Annotated in this window: 13 protein-coding genes and 1 other RNA gene; 4 read left to right on the top strand and 10 right to left on the bottom strand. The window is 59.7% G+C overall.

What is annotated here, in order from left to right:
- Positions 1–35: 35 nt before the first annotated feature.
- On the top strand, positions 36–1,343 hold the full coding sequence (locus QP891_RS08785) for an MFS transporter (protein WP_284769468.1): 1,308 nt from the start codon (positions 36–38) through the stop codon (positions 1,341–1,343).
- Positions 1,344–1,348: 5 nt separating this feature from the next.
- Here the strand turns inward: QP891_RS08785 and QP891_RS08780 are convergent, their stop codons facing one another.
- From QP891_RS08780 to QP891_RS08760, 5 genes are all read right to left on the bottom strand, one after another.
- Positions 1,349–2,110 carry an AAA family ATPase gene (locus tag QP891_RS08780; RefSeq protein WP_284769467.1) on the bottom strand — a complete coding sequence of 254 codons (762 nt, stop codon included), beginning with the start codon at positions 2,108–2,110 and terminating at the stop codon, positions 1,349–1,351.
- Positions 2,111–2,696: 586 nt separating this feature from the next.
- On the bottom strand, positions 2,697–3,029 hold the full coding sequence (locus QP891_RS08775; protein ID WP_284769466.1) for a hypothetical protein: 333 nt from the start codon (positions 3,027–3,029) through the stop codon (positions 2,697–2,699).
- Positions 3,022–3,393, bottom strand: a complete 372-nt coding sequence (locus tag QP891_RS08770; protein ID WP_284769465.1) for a Cgl2226 family protein — start codon at positions 3,391–3,393, stop codon at positions 3,022–3,024. Before QP891_RS08770 ends, QP891_RS08775 begins: the two co-directional genes overlap by 8 nt.
- A 97-nt stretch (positions 3,394–3,490) precedes the next feature.
- Positions 3,491–6,550, bottom strand: a complete 3,060-nt coding sequence (locus QP891_RS08765; RefSeq protein WP_284769464.1) for a bifunctional [glutamine synthetase] adenylyltransferase/[glutamine synthetase]-adenylyl-L-tyrosine phosphorylase — start codon at positions 6,548–6,550, stop codon at positions 3,491–3,493.
- A 7-nt stretch (positions 6,551–6,557) separates the two neighbouring features.
- Positions 6,558–7,895, bottom strand: coding sequence for a glutamine synthetase family protein (locus tag QP891_RS08760; protein WP_284769463.1), 1,338 nt, complete (start codon positions 7,893–7,895; stop codon positions 6,558–6,560).
- A 195-nt stretch (positions 7,896–8,090) separates the two neighbouring features.
- Here QP891_RS08760 and QP891_RS08755 point away from each other — a divergent pair, with 195 nt between their 5' ends.
- Both QP891_RS08755 and QP891_RS08750 read left to right on the top strand, forming a co-directional pair.
- Positions 8,091–9,131: a DUF2786 domain-containing protein gene (locus QP891_RS08755; RefSeq protein ID WP_284769462.1), complete on the top strand. Its 1,041-nt coding sequence runs from the start codon at positions 8,091–8,093 to the stop codon at positions 9,129–9,131.
- 175 nt (positions 9,132–9,306) lie between these two features.
- On the top strand, positions 9,307–11,064 hold the full coding sequence (locus tag QP891_RS08750) for a CYTH and CHAD domain-containing protein (protein WP_284769461.1): 1,758 nt from the start codon (positions 9,307–9,309) through the stop codon (positions 11,062–11,064).
- A gap of 69 nt (positions 11,065–11,133) precedes the next feature.
- Here the strand turns inward: QP891_RS08750 and QP891_RS08745 are convergent, their stop codons facing one another.
- On the bottom strand, positions 11,134–11,328 hold the full coding sequence (locus QP891_RS08745; RefSeq protein ID WP_023023202.1) for a hypothetical protein: 195 nt from the start codon (positions 11,326–11,328) through the stop codon (positions 11,134–11,136).
- A 251-nt stretch (positions 11,329–11,579) separates the two neighbouring features.
- On the opposite strand from QP891_RS08745, the gene QP891_RS08740 reads away from it, so the two are divergent.
- Complete coding sequence (locus QP891_RS08740) at positions 11,580–12,854, top strand: galactokinase family protein (protein ID WP_284769460.1); 1,275 nt, start codon at positions 11,580–11,582, stop codon at positions 12,852–12,854.
- Between the two features lie 3 nt (positions 12,855–12,857).
- Here QP891_RS08740 and rnpB read toward each other — a convergent pair.
- The 4 genes from rnpB to QP891_RS08720 all read right to left on the bottom strand — a co-directional run bounded on the left by rnpB (position 12,858) and on the right by QP891_RS08720 (position 16,361).
- An RNA gene (gene rnpB / locus QP891_RS08735) (RNase P RNA component class A) lies at positions 12,858–13,311 on the bottom strand.
- A gap of 15 nt (positions 13,312–13,326) precedes the next feature.
- Positions 13,327–14,502: a bifunctional RNase H/acid phosphatase gene (locus QP891_RS08730; RefSeq protein WP_284769459.1), complete on the bottom strand. Its 1,176-nt coding sequence runs from the start codon at positions 14,500–14,502 to the stop codon at positions 13,327–13,329.
- Positions 14,499–15,218, bottom strand: a complete 720-nt coding sequence (locus QP891_RS08725) for a zinc ribbon domain-containing protein (RefSeq protein ID WP_284769458.1) — start codon at positions 15,216–15,218, stop codon at positions 14,499–14,501. The genes QP891_RS08730 and QP891_RS08725 overlap by 4 nt, the downstream gene beginning before the upstream one ends.
- Positions 15,219–16,361 (bottom strand): Nif3-like dinuclear metal center hexameric protein, encoded by a 1,143-nt coding sequence (locus tag QP891_RS08720; RefSeq protein ID WP_284769457.1) that lies wholly within the window; start codon positions 16,359–16,361, stop codon positions 15,219–15,221.
- Positions 16,362–16,409 lie beyond the last annotated feature (48 nt).

The following is a 16,409-nucleotide window of genomic DNA, read 5'->3' as shown; positions in this document are numbered from 1 at the left end:
ATGAATCCTAGTAGTTAACGCGTAAGGTATCAGCCATGTCGCAGCCAAATCCGAGAGAAGTTATCACAACCCAGGCGTTAATGATTTGGGTGGCGGCCATGGCGGTCTACCTCGTAGCCATTACCGGGCGGTCTTCCTTCGGCGTAGCCGGCCTCGATGCCATCGAGCGCTTCGACGTCGATGCTGGGCGCATCGCAGTATTTACCTCCGTGCAATTGGGTGTCTATGCCATCGCGCAAATCCCCACCGGCATGCTGATCGATAAATTTGGCCCCCGCATCCTGCTCGTGGTGGGCGCGGTCATTATGGGCGTAGGCCAGGTCATGCTCGGCTTTACCAGCAATTACGGGGTAGCCATCTTCGCGCGCGTGCTCATCGGCGCCGGCGATGCCACGGGCTTCCTGTCGGTAATGCGCATCCTGCCCTACTGGTTCCCACTACACCGCACGCCGATGTTTACCCAGGTGACCTCCTCCATTGGCCAGATGGGCCAATTCATTTCCGCAGTCCCCTTCCTCTGGTTGCTCGGAACGGCGGGATGGACCGCGGCGTTCGTGACCCTGGGTGCAGTAGGCATCCTCGTCGCCATTGCCGCCGCAGTCGCGGTCGCTGACTCCCCAGAAAAGCTCGGGGTTATTCCGCTGGAGAAGGAACCACCCAATTCCCAGGGCAGCAGCATCGGCGCGCGCTTGAAGGCGGTCTTTACCTCGCCCATTGCCTGGCAGGCATACTTTATTCACTACAGCGGGATGTTGCCGCTGATTGTCTTTGTCATGCTGTGGGGCATGCCCATGATGACCCAAGGCATGGAACTATCCAAGGGCAAGGCCAGCCTAGTGCTCACCCTCTTGGCGGTATTTTTGGTTCTGGTCGGACCCTTGCACGGCCGGATTTCCTCCCGTGCGCAGAATATCCGCCCGTGGGTCGCACTCGGGTTCGTCAGCCTGCACGTGCTGACCTGGGTGCTATTTTTCGCCTTTGGCACCGGCGGGGGTTTGGCAGCCATCACTGCGGTCTCCTTTATCTTGGCGCTGTGCACGCCGACGGCGAATTATGGCTTCGACATCATCCGCGAGAACATGGACCGCTCTGTCGTCGCTACCGCAACCGGCTTAGGCAATATGGGCGGGTTTACCTCCGGCATGTTGGGTGCGCAATTATTCGGCATGGTCTTGGACCACTCTGCCGATGCCCCCAAGTACTCCATGCCCGATTTCACTTCCGCGGCCCTCGCCGTTCTAGCCGTATGGCTGTGCGGCATGGCCGGCGTCGTCATCACCCACATCCTGCGCCGGCGCGGTGGCTATGCGGGGCCTTCGGTGCGGATCGTGGAAGTTACCTAGCGGCTTTATTGAGGCCTTTCGGCCTCATCTGTTGCTATCTCCGTCGCGCCAGTCTCCTCTGCCTCTGGGTCCAAGATAAATTTGATAGTTCCTTCTGGATCCCCGAGGAACTCCCTGGTGGCAGCCACAGCTTCGGCCTCATCAAAGGAAATGCGCTGGAAGCCGGTATCATTTAATTCCACGATATCGGCATTGGGGCAGCCCAGTAATATCGGTGAATGCGTAGCGATAAATACCTGCGCGCCGCGGTCAACGGCTTGGGCGATTTCAGCGATCAGCGCCAATTGCCGGACTACGGATAAGCCCGATTCTGGCTCGTCCAAGATATATACTCCCGCGCCATCGACGCGCTCATAGAGCACATCGAAGACGGATTCGCCGTGCGAGCGGGCCTGCACATCCACCTGGGTAGGCAGGGTGGAACGCCCGCCGGATTCCTCCGGGGATTGCTCGCGCGTCAGGAGGTATTCGTGGGTTTCTGCGCGCAGGAAATAGGCCCGCTGAATAAGCCCCGTGCGCTCGCAGGCCACCGGGCTTAACGGCACGATTGCTTCCGGATCCCCCATTCGGCCACCCTTGGGAGAGCACCCAAGATCGGTTGCCATGGCGGCCAATAGGCTGGATTTTCCTATACCGTTATCACCGACGAAAATCGTCACCGGGCGGGTAAAGGAAAAACGCCTTAAATCTGCCAGGTAATCGAAGACTGGCAGGCTGCGGCGATAATCCCGCGGCATGGATTTCAGGCGGACGGCATCAACCAACATGCCTGGTACTTTAGCAGCAGCGGCGGTGCTTGGACGGGGTCTTCACGTTATCGCCGCGCTATTGCGGTTGCTAGCTCGAATGCGGACTTTAAGTGCAGGATTAACGGATCCCCGGTTGCTGCTTGGGCAATGGTCTCTGCTGGAACCGCATTTACCGCAAAGGCAATACCTAATCCCCCGCTAATAGGAAAGACTATAGCTGCGGCCACCGCCGCGGTTGTAGATAACTTATTGTTGATTGTCATCGTCTCCTCCAGTCCCTCGGTAACGCACACCTTGAATCGTTACCGTTTCGTTATGGGATAACTTTAGGGAGACGAGCTGTTAAGGCCATGCCCTCAGTCTGCCGGTTTCCTGAAACTTCATGGGGCGTTCCTCGGCTGGAATACGCCCAAGCGGCTGCCCCAGCCGATGCACAGGCTGTGGTCTAGGCAGAGTCTGGTACTGACCTAATTCGCCGGGGCGCTTTCAGCCACGATGCCATCGCTGGCTGGGATGACAATCCCTTTCTCAAAGGCACCGATGATGGCCTTTTCATCTTCTTCATCCAGCTCGCCAGAGGCCACGGCGCTCTTTAACTCGCGCTCTAGATACTGCCGGACACATCTGACTTTCCGGATTTATTCTGGGTAATATCGCGAGGCACCGATTCCAGGGGAATCCCCAACGCCTTTGCCAGCGACATCACGCGATTGGCCTCTGAATACGCATCGCTTCCTACCGCACCATTCACCTGGGCGGGCGCTTCTTCTTGCACCACTCCCCCGGCTACGGCATCCCCCACGGTCATCGTCCCTTTAGGCGGGTGATGGCGGCTGGTTGCCCACGTGCCAACGACGACGGCGATAATGGCCGCCACGGCAATACAGCCCCAGAGGTAGATAAGCTTCCTGCGGTGGGCTCCCGAAGATTTAGCCATGGTAATCCGAGTTTCCTCCGAAGAAGCCATAACCATTGCCGCGCGAGGAATTACCATTGCCGCGTTCATTCAAAATATCAATGAGCGAGCGGATCGTGGCCTCCCCAATGCGGTCGCCGCGCCCGCGCGAGCGGGAGTCCGCACCGCCCTCTCGGCCAAGGTCGTCTTGGTGATGCGGCGCATCGAGATTCTGCCCGCCGCGGGATGCGCCTGTTTGTGGGGCCGAGACCTCAATGGTCAAGGTGGTGCCATCTAATTCTAGGGCGTCATCATCACGGACTCCTGCCGCGCGAGCGGCAGAAAGCAATGCGGCCAATTCTCCAACCGTGGCGGAGTCCACATCGAGCTGCAGCTGAAATGACATAACCAAAGATCCTTTCTCTAACTTATCCCTACTCTAGGGCGCGAAACTTCAAAAGTTAAGGGAATTAGCGCTGTATAGAACAAGTTATGCGGCAACTTTAAGAATGCTCGAAGGATTCCTCCTCTCCCCAAAAGACTTCATCGACCACCTTGCGTGCGTGCCGGGTCAGTTTCAGGTAGGTATCTAGGAAATCCTGGTTATCCTCCGGCGTCCAGCCGGCCGCGCCGGCTACTTGAGCCAATTGCTGGCCCGGCCCAGGCAATTGATCCACGCGCTTGCCGCGCACCAGCACCAACGCGTTGCGGGCATCCGTTGCCATCAACCACGCATCCCGCAGGTCACTAGTTTGATCGGCGCTTAAGATACCGCTTTCTTCCAGCGCCTCCAGCACCGGCAAGGTTCCTGGTTGCCGCAGCTCGGGATATTCGTGCCCGTGCATCATAATCAGCAGCTGCACCGTCCACTCAATATCGGTCAGGGCCCCGCGCCCCAGCTTCGTGTGGGTGGTGCGGTCGGCCCCACGCGGCAGGCGCTCATTATCCACCCGAGCCTTCATGCGCCGGATGGCGCGAATGGTGGACTGGCTTGCACCGCTATCCGGGTAGCGGTATTCATCGATCATCTCCATAAAGCGCTGGCCCACTTCCTCGTCTCCGGCGATGAAGGCCGCGCGCAGCAGCGCCTGCATTTCCCAGGCCTCGCCCCACTCGCGGTAATAGCGCTTGTAGGAGGCAATGCTGCGCACCACAGCACCCGAACGCCCCTCTGGGCGCAGGCCCAAATCAACGTCCAAAGGCGGATCTCCGGAGGGCTTGGCAAGTCGACGGCGCAGCTTATCGACGATCCCGATGGCCCACCGCATAGCCTCGCCTTCATCGTCTGCAGCCTCAGGCTCTGCCACAAAAAGAACATCTGCATCGGAGCCGAACCCAAGCTCACGGCCACCGAGCCGACCCATACCAATAACCGCAATGCGCGCCGGCGGTTCCGCATCCTCGTGGTCCATCCGCCAAGCCCGCACCTCAGCGCGCAGGGCGGCTTCCAAGACCGCGTTCCAGATGGTCGACAGTTCTTGGCACACCTGCTCAACAGGGATGATTCCTAGGAGATCGCCACTGGCAATGCGCGCCAGCTCCACCCTGCGTAGCGAGCGCGCGACCGCCACCGCCTTATCCGGGTGCGCATGGCGCTTGCTGGAATTAACCAGCGCCTTGGACACCTGCTCCGGCTTAGTTTCGAGCAACTTGGGGCCGGTCGCGCCATCGGAAAGCTGTTTTACCGAATCCGGGGCACTGATAATAAGGTCCGCGGTAAACGGCGAAGTTCCTAGAATATGCATCAAGCGCTGGCCGACGATCCCCTCATCCCGCAGGATGCGCAGGAACCACGACTTATCGCGGGCGGCCTCAGATAGCTTGCGGTAATTGAGCAACCCCATATCCGGATCCGCGGTGTCTGCTAGCCACTCCATCAAGGTCGGCAGCAAAATTGCTTGAATGCGTGCCTTGCGGGACGTACCGGATGCCAGGGAGGTCAGGTGCTCGAAGGCGCGCACCGGTGAGCTATAGCCCAATGCCGCCAGCTGCAGCTTTGCCGCCTCGGGCGAAAGTTTCAGCTCATCGGCGGACATGGTCACCACGGAATTAAGCAGCGGGCGATAAAACAGGCGCGAGTGCAACTCAGAAATGCGCATCCTGATGCGGCGCAAATGCGCCAACATGCCCTGCACCGCAGACTTTGTGCCCTGCGGGGAGAACCCCGAAATCACCGCGAGCCAGTTCAGGCCCGCTTCATCATCGTCTGCCGGCAGCGTGTGCGTGCGGCGGAAGCGCTCCAATTGCAGGCGGTGTTCTAAAAGGCGCAAGAATTCATAGGCCTCAATGAGCTGCGTGCCATCTTCGCGGCCCACGTAGCCGGCAGAGATAAGCGCGTCGAGGGCATCCACTGTCGAAAGCGCACGCAGGGATTCATCGGAGCGACCGTGCACCAATTGCAGCAATTGCACCGCGAATTCAATATCGCGCAGCCCGCCGACGCCCAACTTGAGCTCGCGATGTTTGAGCTCATCCGGCACATTATCTAATACGCGTCGGCGCATGGCTTGGACGTCTTCCACGAAGGAATCGCGCTGCGAAGCCGTCCAGACCATCGGCCGGATTTGCTCCAGGTAATCCTCCCCCAACGGCAGGTAGCCGGTCATCGCCCGCGCCTTGAGCAGCGCCTGGAATTCCCAGGTCTCTGCCCACCGGCGGTAGTAGGTCACGTGCGAATCCAGCGTGCGCACCAACGCCCCAGACTTACCCTCCGGCCGCAGGTTCGCATCGACATCAAAAAATGTCGTCGACCCAATCCGGTTAAACTCCGCGGCGAGCCGGGTGGCCTTGGGCGTTGCCTCGCTGCCGACGAAGATAACGTCCACATCGGAAATGTAATTGAGCTCGCCGGCACCGCACTTGCCCATCGCCATGACGGCAAGCTGCGCATCGAGCGGATCATCGCCGTAGATCTTGCGCACCGCAACGGCAAGGGAGGCGGTAAGGGCGGCATCGGCAAGCGCAGTCGTCAGCGTGGTGACCTGCCGGAAGCTTACCTCCGGCTGCGGGCGGGATTGCCCCTTGCGGGAGTGGAAGGTACCCGCCACATCGTGCGCGGCAAGCCGCATCATCAGCGTGCGGTACTGGGTCCGCATCTCCTTTTTATACTCACCTTCGCTCGCGCGGTACGTGCCCGGCGCGCTGAGATCCTCCCTCGCTGGATCGGGAGCATCGAGCTCTGCCGCAAACGTTGCCGGCTGCGCGCCGACCGTTTCAAGCAGGCTGGTGAGCATCTCTTCTGGCTCCGGCAGGGGCTTTTTCAGCTCTTCCCACAACTCGGGGTGGGCAGCGAGGTGATCCCCAAACGCCGTCGACGCACCCAAGAGCGCGAGAAGGCGCACCCTCACTTGCTCATTGCTGCGGATTTCCGCATCGAGCTCCGGGGCCTGCTCGTAAATGCGCACGAGGTTATTAAGCGCTAAATCTGGATCACCGACCGCAGCCAGCGTCCATAAGAGGTCAACGGACTCCGGGTTATTCCATCCCAGTTGTTCTAAGTCTTGTGCGGCATGGGACCGGCTAAGGCCCAGCGACGCCGGCGACGGCACCGTGGCAGGACGCATTATTCTCCTAGAAGTTCAGGTTGTTGCGCAGCTCGACTGTCGTAATTTGGCGCTGGTAATCGCGCCATTCTTCCCATTTGGCGCGCAAGAAGAACTCGAAGACGTGCTCGCCCAAGACCTCCGCCATAAATTCGGACTTTTCAAACTCGCGCAGGGCCTGGTCCATGCTGGAGGGCAGATCCTTATACCCCATGGCGCGGCGTTCGCGGTGGGTGAGCTGGTGGACATCGTCTTCCGCGGGCTCGTCTAATTCGTAGCCTTCCCGGATGCCGCGCAGCCCGGCTGCGAGGATGACCGCATAACCCAAGTATGGGTTCATGGAAGCATCGATGGACCGGATTTCCACCCGGCGCGATTCCTCCTTGGTCAGGCGATACGTTGGTACGCGCACCAGGGCGGAGCGGTTCTGCACGCCCCAGGTGGCCGAACCCGGTGCTTCATTGCCAAACATCAGCCTCTTATAGGAGTTGGGCCACTGATTGATAATGGGGCTCATCTCCGTGGAGTGCTCCAAAATTCCGGCGATGAACTGCTTGGCGGTGTGTGAGAGCGAAAATTCATCATCCGGATCGTGGAAGGCATTGGACTGGCCTTCAAAAAGGCTAAAGTGCGTATGCATTCCGGAGCCCGGGAGATCCTCAAAAGGCTTGGGCATGAACGTAGCCCGCACATTTGAATCCGTGGCCACCTGCTTAATAACGCGCCGGAAAGTCATAATATTATCCGCCATGGTCAACACATCGGCGTGGCGGAGATCGATTTCCTGCTGGCCCGGCGCGGTTTCGTGGTGGCTAAATTCGGTGGCGATGCCGAGCGATTCCAGCGCCAGCATGGCGCGGCGGCGAAATAGCGGCGCGGTATCGTGTGTCGCTTGGTCGAAATACCCGCCATTATCGGTGGGGACCAGGTCTGTCAGTTCCTTGCTGTGTTCCAGCAGGTAGAACTCAATTTCTGGCGAAGCCATACAGGTAAATCCATCATTGGCGGCCTCGGTGACCTGGCGGCGCAGGATATGGCGCGGATCCACCACAGAGGGCTGGCCGTCTGGCTGCGCAATATCGCAGAACATGCGCGCCGTTTGCAGGTCCGGCTCGTTGTCATCAAAGGGCAGGATTTGGAAGGTGGAGGGATCCGGCAGCGCAATGGTGTCCGATTCAGAGATGCGGGAAAACCCTTCTACCGAAGAGCCATCAAAGCCAATCCCCTCCTCAAAGGCGGATTCGAGTTCGGAGGGGCTCATCACTACGGATTTGAGGGCGCCCATGATATCCGTAAACCACAAGCGGATAAAGCGGATATCGCGTTCCTCAACGGTGCGTAAGACGAATTCGTGTTGGCTATTCATGCCCTAAACCTTACCGGCTCACCGCTAGGCAGTGTGCAGTTCATTAGTCAATTTCCACATGGTCAGATTCGCAGGTCGCCAGAGTATTCAGGGGGTAGCTAGCGGGGGTTAATGCAGCAGGTACGGCTTCGCGCACGTGATTTGCTAGTGGGGCAAGCGAACACCTGTACAAGCTTTCTAAAGGAAGAAACAAGTATGACCTCCCACGTTGATGAACTTTCTGCCAGCGTTATCGATGCCGTAGTGACCGCCGCCCAATACGGGTGGTCCCCTGACGATTTACGCCACATCCTTGGTTCTTATTCTTATCCCCTCATCTACCGCGCTAGCCCGCACGTACCTGCCCGCATCACCTCACCCGTGCTGCGCAAAGCGTGGTTGCAATTAGAAACCCCGCAAGAAAACTTCATTCCCCGCGATAAAATGCGCGCCATCATGAAAGAGCTGGTGCACCTGCCACGTTTGCGCGATACCGAACTTTTAGCAGGCGGCGAGTTGAGCCAGGCTGGTGGCTCTAGCGATAAGCAGGACAAAATCCGCCACAAAGTCTTGGGGCTATTGCGCAAGGCAGAATCCACTTCCTTTGCAGAAGAGGCAGAGGTACTCATTTCCAAGGCACAGTCGCTGCAGCAGAAATACCGCATCGAAGATCTCTTAACCGTTGACCAACCGCGTCTCATTTCCCACCGCGTGCATGTTCACCCGCCATATATCAAACACCAGGTCACCTTGTTGGGCACCATCGCCAATGCCAATGGGTGCACCACCCTCCTCATCCACGAAAAGGGCCTTGCCTGCATCATCGGCGCGCCCGAAGACGCCGCGCACTGCGCCGACCTTTTCTCCTCCCTGAACCGCCAATGCGATTGGTACATGCGCAATAGTGAAGGGGCCGAGTTTGCAAGGGCGACACAGACCACCGCGGCCTATCGCCGCAGCTTCCGCCTTTCCTATGCCGCCCGTATTGGGGAACTGCTGCAGCTGGCCAATGAAGACGGCATCGAAGAAAAACTCGATGAATCTCCCTATTGCAGTCACCACGCAGAGCTCATCGCCACTCAGACGCTGCCTGCGCTCCAAGCGCGCACCGATCATGCCGCGGAAACCCGAAACCGCTTATTTCCCAACCTGACTACCTCCTCGCTATCCATGAATAGCTTGCACGGCATCACTGATGGCATCACGGCCGCGGAAAAGTCTCACTTGGGCGGGCCTGCCGCGGGCATCGATTCTTAATACCGGCGGCCCCCTCACCCCGCGGCTTCTTCTACCCGCTTTCAGCCCATGGTGCCGGCTGCGCATTTCTACCTGTGCGCACAGCAAACGCTGCGAAATTTTTCAGGCGGTCGCTGCGCGTCACGGGTAGGATCACAGGTGAAATTAATTGTTGTAAAAGCTTAAGGGTATGTGAATGTCAGCACAGACTTTCCTGGAAGTAGAAGCGAAATTCGCCGTAGCAGAATCGACTCAACTGCCTGAACTCACTCGACTCGAATCCGTTGACCATATTGCAGAAACGCGCCACCACGCTCTATCCGCCATCTATTACGACACAGAAGATTTGCGCCTAACGCACGCCAAAATCACCTTGCGCCGCCGCACCGGCGGCAATGACGATGGCTGGCACATCAAGATCCCCAGCGAGGGTGGCCGGACCGAGATCCATGCCGAGCTGGGAGAACCGGTAGACGGCAAGTACGAGGTACCCCAAGAGCTGGTACGGCAGGTGCGTTCCATCGTTCGCCACAACGAGTTAAACCCCATCGCGCAGGTGGATAATAACCGCACCGAGATGCTGCTTGCGGATGAGCACAATAATCCTGTCGCGGAATTTTGCGATGACCACGTCACCGCCTTTTCCTTCCTGCCCGGCGGGCAGCAGCAATCCTGGCGCGAATGGGAAGTGGAGCTTGCCGGTGAGCTTCCAGGCACCGAAGCGGGAAGCCACTTCATTCGCCGCGCCACTTCCCTTCTCATCGGCGCTGGGGCTAGCGTTTCCTCCTCCCCGTCTAAGTTGAAGTCAGCCCTGGGAGATTCCTACAACAATGCTCCCCTACCGCCAGCACTCGTAACCCCGGATGTTGACGAGGATTCCCCGGCAGCCGCAGTTATTACAGCGCTGCAAGCCAACCGGGACAAGCTCATTGATTACGATCCGCGCGTTCGCCGCGATGAGTGGGACTCGGTGCACCAGATGCGCGTGGCCACCCGCGAGCTGCGCAGCCACCTGCAGACTTTTCACGGCATTGTCGTCGGCCCACAGATTGAGAAGATCGAAGCCGACCTCAAAGAACTCGCCGGCATTTTGGGCGTAGCCCGCGATGCAGAGGTCGTGGAAGAGCGCTGGCAAGAGCTCTTGGAATCCGAGGACTCCGATACCTTGGATGCCGCCACCCGCGAACACATCTCCCGCGATATGGGAACGGCCTACCGGCGGGCGCACCGCAGGGTTATCGCCGCACTAAATTCTGAGGAATACCTCGAATTGCTCGAGTCCCTCGACCGCCTATTGGCAGATCCCCCTACTGCCGGTTCTCAATCCGCAGAAGATGCCGACGGTGATGACGATTCCGCTGCCGTGGACGCGACTGAGAAAGCGCCCGGAGATGCAACCGATAATTCAGCCGAAGAATCCGCGGAAACGCACCCCGCAGAGGAAGAATCGGCCGCTGAAAAGAAGACGGAAAAGTCGTCCAACACCGGCGATGCGGAGGCCGAGGACGTCGATGCCGTGATGGCACGCCACTTGGAAAAGGCCTACAAAAAGTTGGTCAAGCGCCATAAGAAGGCAGTAGACAACTGGGATAACGCGGAGCTTTCGCTGCACGAGCGCGAGGATTATTTCCACGATATGCGCAAGGCGGCCAAGAAACTGCGTTACGCAGCAGAGGCAGCCGGTTCCGCAACGAAGTTAAAGACCAAGCGTCTGTACAAGGCCTGCAAAAAGATGCAATCGGTCTTGGGGGATTTCCAAGACTCGGTTACCTCGCGGGATAAATTGCTCGAGCTATCCCAGAACGCGCACCGCCGCGGGGAAGATACCTTTGGTTACGGCCTGCTGTACCAGCGCGAACGCGCCATCGGCCTAGCCGCCTTGGATGATTACAACGAGTCTTTCAAGGACATCAAGGCCGCATTTAAGCCGCTGCGCAAAAAGCTGAAGAAGTAGCGGGCCGTGGCACCAGTTGTGGCGCGTTAGGCTGCATTAATCGCTGTCAGGTGATGGTTGGGAATTAAACTAGTCCCAGCCATCATCTTCTTTATCTGCGGCATCGGCTGCCTTGGTGCGGGCGCGCGCAATTTCTATGGCGTGCTCGGCCTCCTCGCGGGTGTCATAAGGCCCCATGCGGTTTTCCCAGCCGGATACTTTTCCTTTGCTGACTTCTTTGGTGGAGGGGTCGTAATACCATTTCTCATCTGCTGTGGTCGCCACGGTAGTCCCTTTCGTCTATATACTCTGGGCAGCACGTGTGCGCCGCCTGTTTGTGGTTGGTGCCCACACTACCCATGCACGAAAACACGCGCCCGCTAGAATATGAGGGCAGTATTTCTTTTGATGCCTCCCCTGCTCTCTCACGCGGAGCGAGGGAGCCGCTTTATCGGCTACTTTGTCCATGGCGCTAGCCCGCGCCACGTAGCCGCGTGATTTTTATCCGCCGAATTGGAAAAGGAGCTTTTGCCTTCATGCCACTGTGGTCGACGCCTAAGTCCCCTATTGCTGAGCGCGTTGCACAACAACACGCCTCTATCGTGGGAACGGAGCCCACCCATGTCGCCAGCGCGCCCGCGACCTGGCCGCTCATTGGTGAGCATATCGATCATTATGGGGGCATCGTCGCCGCAAGCCTGTCGGATCTCCGCGCGGCGGCGGCCGTCAGTTCGCGCAAGGATGGCATCATTTCCGTCCACTACGTGCCGGCCAGTGGGGAGCCTGCGCACGATTCCATTGGCCTGCAGGAGGTGGCTGCGCTCGCTGCGGCGCAACAACCCACGACGGACTCAGAGGGGCAACCGGTCATCCCGCCCGCACCAGAAGGTGGGCTGGCCGCGCGCATCGGCGGCATCGTGCACACCATGGTCAACCGCCAGTTACTGTCCAGGGAGACGGCTGGGGCGGATATCACCATCGTGAGCGATATCCCCAACGATATCGGCTTAGGCGCCGCATCGGCGGCGGATGTTGCCGTAGCTCTTGCCTTAATGGGCCCAGCCGATAACCTCGATGCGCCGCTGCGCGTGCGCATTGCAGATGTCTGCACCCAGGCGGTAACCACCTTTGCCCATAAGCCCGCCCTTCGCGCGCGCCACACCGCCGCGCTGCGCAGCAGTGGTGACGGCGTGTGCATCATCGACTATGCCGATGGTTCGGTCACCCACGCGCCCCATATGATGGGCCAGGACGTGGTGGCCTTTGCCGTGGCGGTGCCCGGGGACGTTGCGCACGAACAGGAACAGGCAATTAGTGACATCCGCCAACGCCAGCAGTTTATTGATGATGCTTGCCATTCCTTCGGCACGGAGTCGCTGCGTTTATTGCCTGATGCACAGCAGCGCGTGGTGGAGTGGCTCAAAGCCGTACACAAGGTCTACGGCGAGGACGGCCGCCCCAGCATCAATGCGGCTACTGAGTGGATGGCATTTTATGAGGAAGAAACCACCCGTGTGGAGCACTTTGTGCGCTACCTGCGCTCACACCGCCGCAACGAGCTTTTCCCCATTGTTTTGCAATCGCAGGCCTCGCTGACCAATATTTATGGCTTCGATTCCGCAGAAAAGCTCGCGGAGCTCGTCACGGTCCGCGGCGCGGTGGCCGCGCGCTCGGCGCACGCGGGACTATCTAGCGCCGTCATTGCTTATGTCCCCAGCAACCGCGCAGAAAACTTCGCGGCAGACCTAGCAGACGATGGGTTCCTGGTGGTCAAACTGGCCGCTGGCGAGCCAGCCAAGGTAGAAGGTTAAGGGCGAATGAGCCGGCCTATAAGCCGGATTCTGTCTAACCACGGCGCCCCAACAAGCGGAACGCCGCGCGGCGAACATCCATCTAGACCAACCGTTGCCAGTTGGTTCCAGCAGCTACCTTCAGGCTCGGGCGAGCAGCCTTAAAACGCCTGATCGGGCCCTGCGACGTGGCAGGGCCGTGATGCCTTGCTCCCGGCGGGGTTTACCCAGCCACCGCCATCGCTGACGGTGCTGGTGCGCTCTTAACGCACCGTTTCACCCTTACCTTGTGGTCCCAACTTGGGTGGAAGCGCAAGTGGAGCCACAAGGCGGTCTACTTTCTGTTGCACTTGCCCGCGGGTCACCCCGGGTTGCCGTTAGCAACCACCGTGCTCTGTGGAGTCCGGACTTTCCTCGGCGCCCACGTAGCAGCACCAACGCTGCCCGTTTGCGGCGACGCGATCGCCCGGCCGGCTCATTCGCGCTCCTTAGTCTAGCGCAGCCCCTCCAGGTGTCCCACATCGTTGAATCCATGCACCATAGAGCCACCGTCCCAGAACTCGACATCTGATAGCGCAGCCAGATCCAAAAACAGGTGTTGGAAGGTGGCCGGGCCCGCGTTCAAGGCTTGGCAGAGGAAGGATTTTATGGGGTTGACGTGGCTGACAATCAGCACCGTCTTGCCGCTATAGCGCCGCTGCAATTCCTTGCGGGCTGCGCGCACGCGACGGTTAACAGCCTGCAGCGATTCCCCGCCGGGGCACGGTGTGGCGGCATCGTGCAGCCATTGCTCGTGTATCTCCGGGTCGCGCTGGTGCGCTTCGGCTGCGGTCTTTCCTTCCCACTCGCCAAAGTCCACCTCGCTCAGGCCCTCTTCGGTCACCACGTCGATATCGCGGCCATGCGCGACGGCGGCCGCCGTTTCCTGGCAGCGCTTCAGCGGCGAGCACACGATGGCGTCGATGGTGGTACCGGCAAGGGCCTGTGCGGCGGCGAGCGCCTGCTTTTTACCCAGTTCAGTAAGCTCCGGATTGGCGCGCCCTGAGTATTGCTTGGCGGCAGACATTTCGGTTTGCCCATGGCGCAGCAGGATAAACCGGGTTTTATCGTCGCGCTCGCCCAGCCAGTCGGAAGGGTGCGGCGCGGAGGTATCCCACTCTTTCTCGCCCTCGACAGGCGTAGACTCACCCGGCGCGGCTGCGGACGAAGGCTCGGCGGCAGGCTCATCGGCATCGCTCTTGACGATGCCCACCTTATGCCCCGCCGCGGCCGCGTCCATCGCATCATTGGATAGGGCATCCGCCACCTTATTTTTCGCGCGCGGGACCCAGTCTAGGCTGAAGGAAGAAAACCCGTCGATATGAGTGCGGGCCTTAAGGGCCAGCTTTTGCATATCGGGGTGCTTGATTTTCCAGCGCCCGTTGATCTGTTCCACGACGAGCTTGGAATCCATATAGAACTCCACCTCGCTGGCACCTAGCTCGGAGGCTGCCTCGAGCCCGCGCAATAAGCCGTGGTATTCGGCCACGTTATTGGTGGCCTTGGCACCTACCACATAGACGATTTCGCGCAGGATGGTTGCGCCATCCGCGGCATAAACGACGGTGCCTGAACCGGCTACTCCGGGATTGCCGCGCGAGCCGCCATCGGCGTAGATGATGACCTTCATGATGCCAGGCGCACCAGGTAGGAACCGCAGTCGCTGCACTGTGGCAGCTCATCGGCAGGCGCATTGCGCACGGCGTTTTTATCGGCGGGTGGCAAGACGATGAAGCAGCCGCCGCAGGCCCGGTTGGCCTTAAACTGCGCGGCGCCAACGCCGTTTTCTTGCCGCTGCGCGTCGTATTCCTCCAGGACATCGGAGGGCAGCTGTTCGCGCAAATCCGCGATGCGCACGGCGGGATCGGGCTGGTTATCCGCGGCCTCTTGGGCGGCGTCTGCGGCTCGGCGCAGCATTTCCAGCTTGCGCTCAGAATCCGAGACGCGCGCACCGTGCACGTCCAGGTTGGAGCGCAGCGCGTGGATCTCGTTGTGGGCTTCTTGTAGCTCACTCATCAGATCCGCGATGCGGGACTTGGTGGCGTAGAGATCGTGCTCGATGTCCTTGCGCTTTTCGGTATCCAATTCGGCGCCAAGCTGGCCTTTGTCATCGCGTTCGCGCCTGCGCAGCTTGCGCTCATCGGCCTGGATGCGCAGGATTTCATTTTCCATGTCATCGACTGCCATCTGCGCGGAACCGGAGGCATCGAGCAAGCGCTTGTGTTCCTGCTGCGCCTTGTCGTACTCGACCTTTTCTGGCAGTTCCTTATCCCCGCCAATGCCTTGCGAGCGTTCCAGGTTGGCCAATTCCAGCAGTACCGGTTGTAGTTCTTGCGATAATTTCACTTATGACTCCTTTGGGTGCGCGGAGATAGTCCACGGATCAGTTCGCAGGCTAATAATTTCCGTATCTAGTTCTAATGCTGCTTCTACGATATCGCTTGCTTGCGCCGTCCAGGGAAATTCGCTGGCCCAGTGGGCTGTATCGATGACGGCTGGTCCCCCGGCGCGCAAATGCTCATCCACCGGGTGGTGGCGCAGATCGGAGGTGACATAGACATCGACGCCCAGCTTTGACGCAGCTGCCAGGAAGGAATCCCCGGCGCCGGACGAAACCGCCACGGTGCGCACAGTCTGTTCTGGGTCGCCGGCGGCCCGGATGCCCCACGCGGTCTCGGGCAGGGCATTGGCCACCTGCTGCGTAAACTCCCGCAGGGTCATCTCGCGGGGCAGCTCGCCCAAGCGCCCCAGGCCCAGCGCGGTATCAAGGTTGCCGCTTCCGGCCGTTTCCACGATGTCATAGGCGGGCACCTCATACGGGTGCGCCTCGTGCAGCGCCGCAATCAGCGTGGCCCGCAACGAGGCGGGAGCCACAAATTCCACCCGTACCTCGTCGCCGCGATGCAGCTTGCCGATGCGCCCTTCTGCAGGATCCGCGCCCTCTTCCGGTTTGAATTGGCCTGCGCCCGCGATATCGAAGGAGCAGTGAGAATAGGCGCCGATGTGGCCCGCCCCGGCATCGAAAAGCGCCTGCTTTACCTGCTCCGCACTGCCTGCAGGAATATGCACTCCCCACTTATCGATGGTCTCTGGGGCCTCCGGCACGATGGGCCGCCCCGGAGTAATGCCCACGAGTTCCGCGAGCTTATCGTTAACCCCTGGCCGGGCCTTATCGGCGTTGGTGTGGGCGGCAAAAAGCGCCACGCCATTTTTAATCAGGGCATGGACAACCTTGCCCTTGGGCGTATCGGCCGCCACTGATTCCACGCCGCGCAGTAGCAGCGGGTGGTGGACTACCAACATATCCGCGCCGAGCTCAACCGCGCGGTCCGCAACCTCTTGCGTGCAATCTAAAGCAAAGGCAACGGTGCGCACCTCGTCTGCGGGATCGCCGCAAATAAGGCCTACGGCATCCCACTTTTCGGCCAAATGGGGCGGATAGGCCTTGTCCAAAACGCGGCGCACATCGCCCACTCGCACAGCAGACATGGGGATACTCCTTTATGCTCGATTCTTGTAAATTACGCTAGTGCTATA

The organism is Corynebacterium sp. MSK310, from assembly GCF_030227355.1.
Taxonomy (GTDB): Bacteria; Actinomycetota; Actinomycetes; order Mycobacteriales; family Mycobacteriaceae; genus Corynebacterium; species Corynebacterium rhinophilum.
The sequence above is the reverse complement of the archived record's forward strand: the minus strand, read 5'-3'. Positions and strand labels throughout refer to the sequence as shown.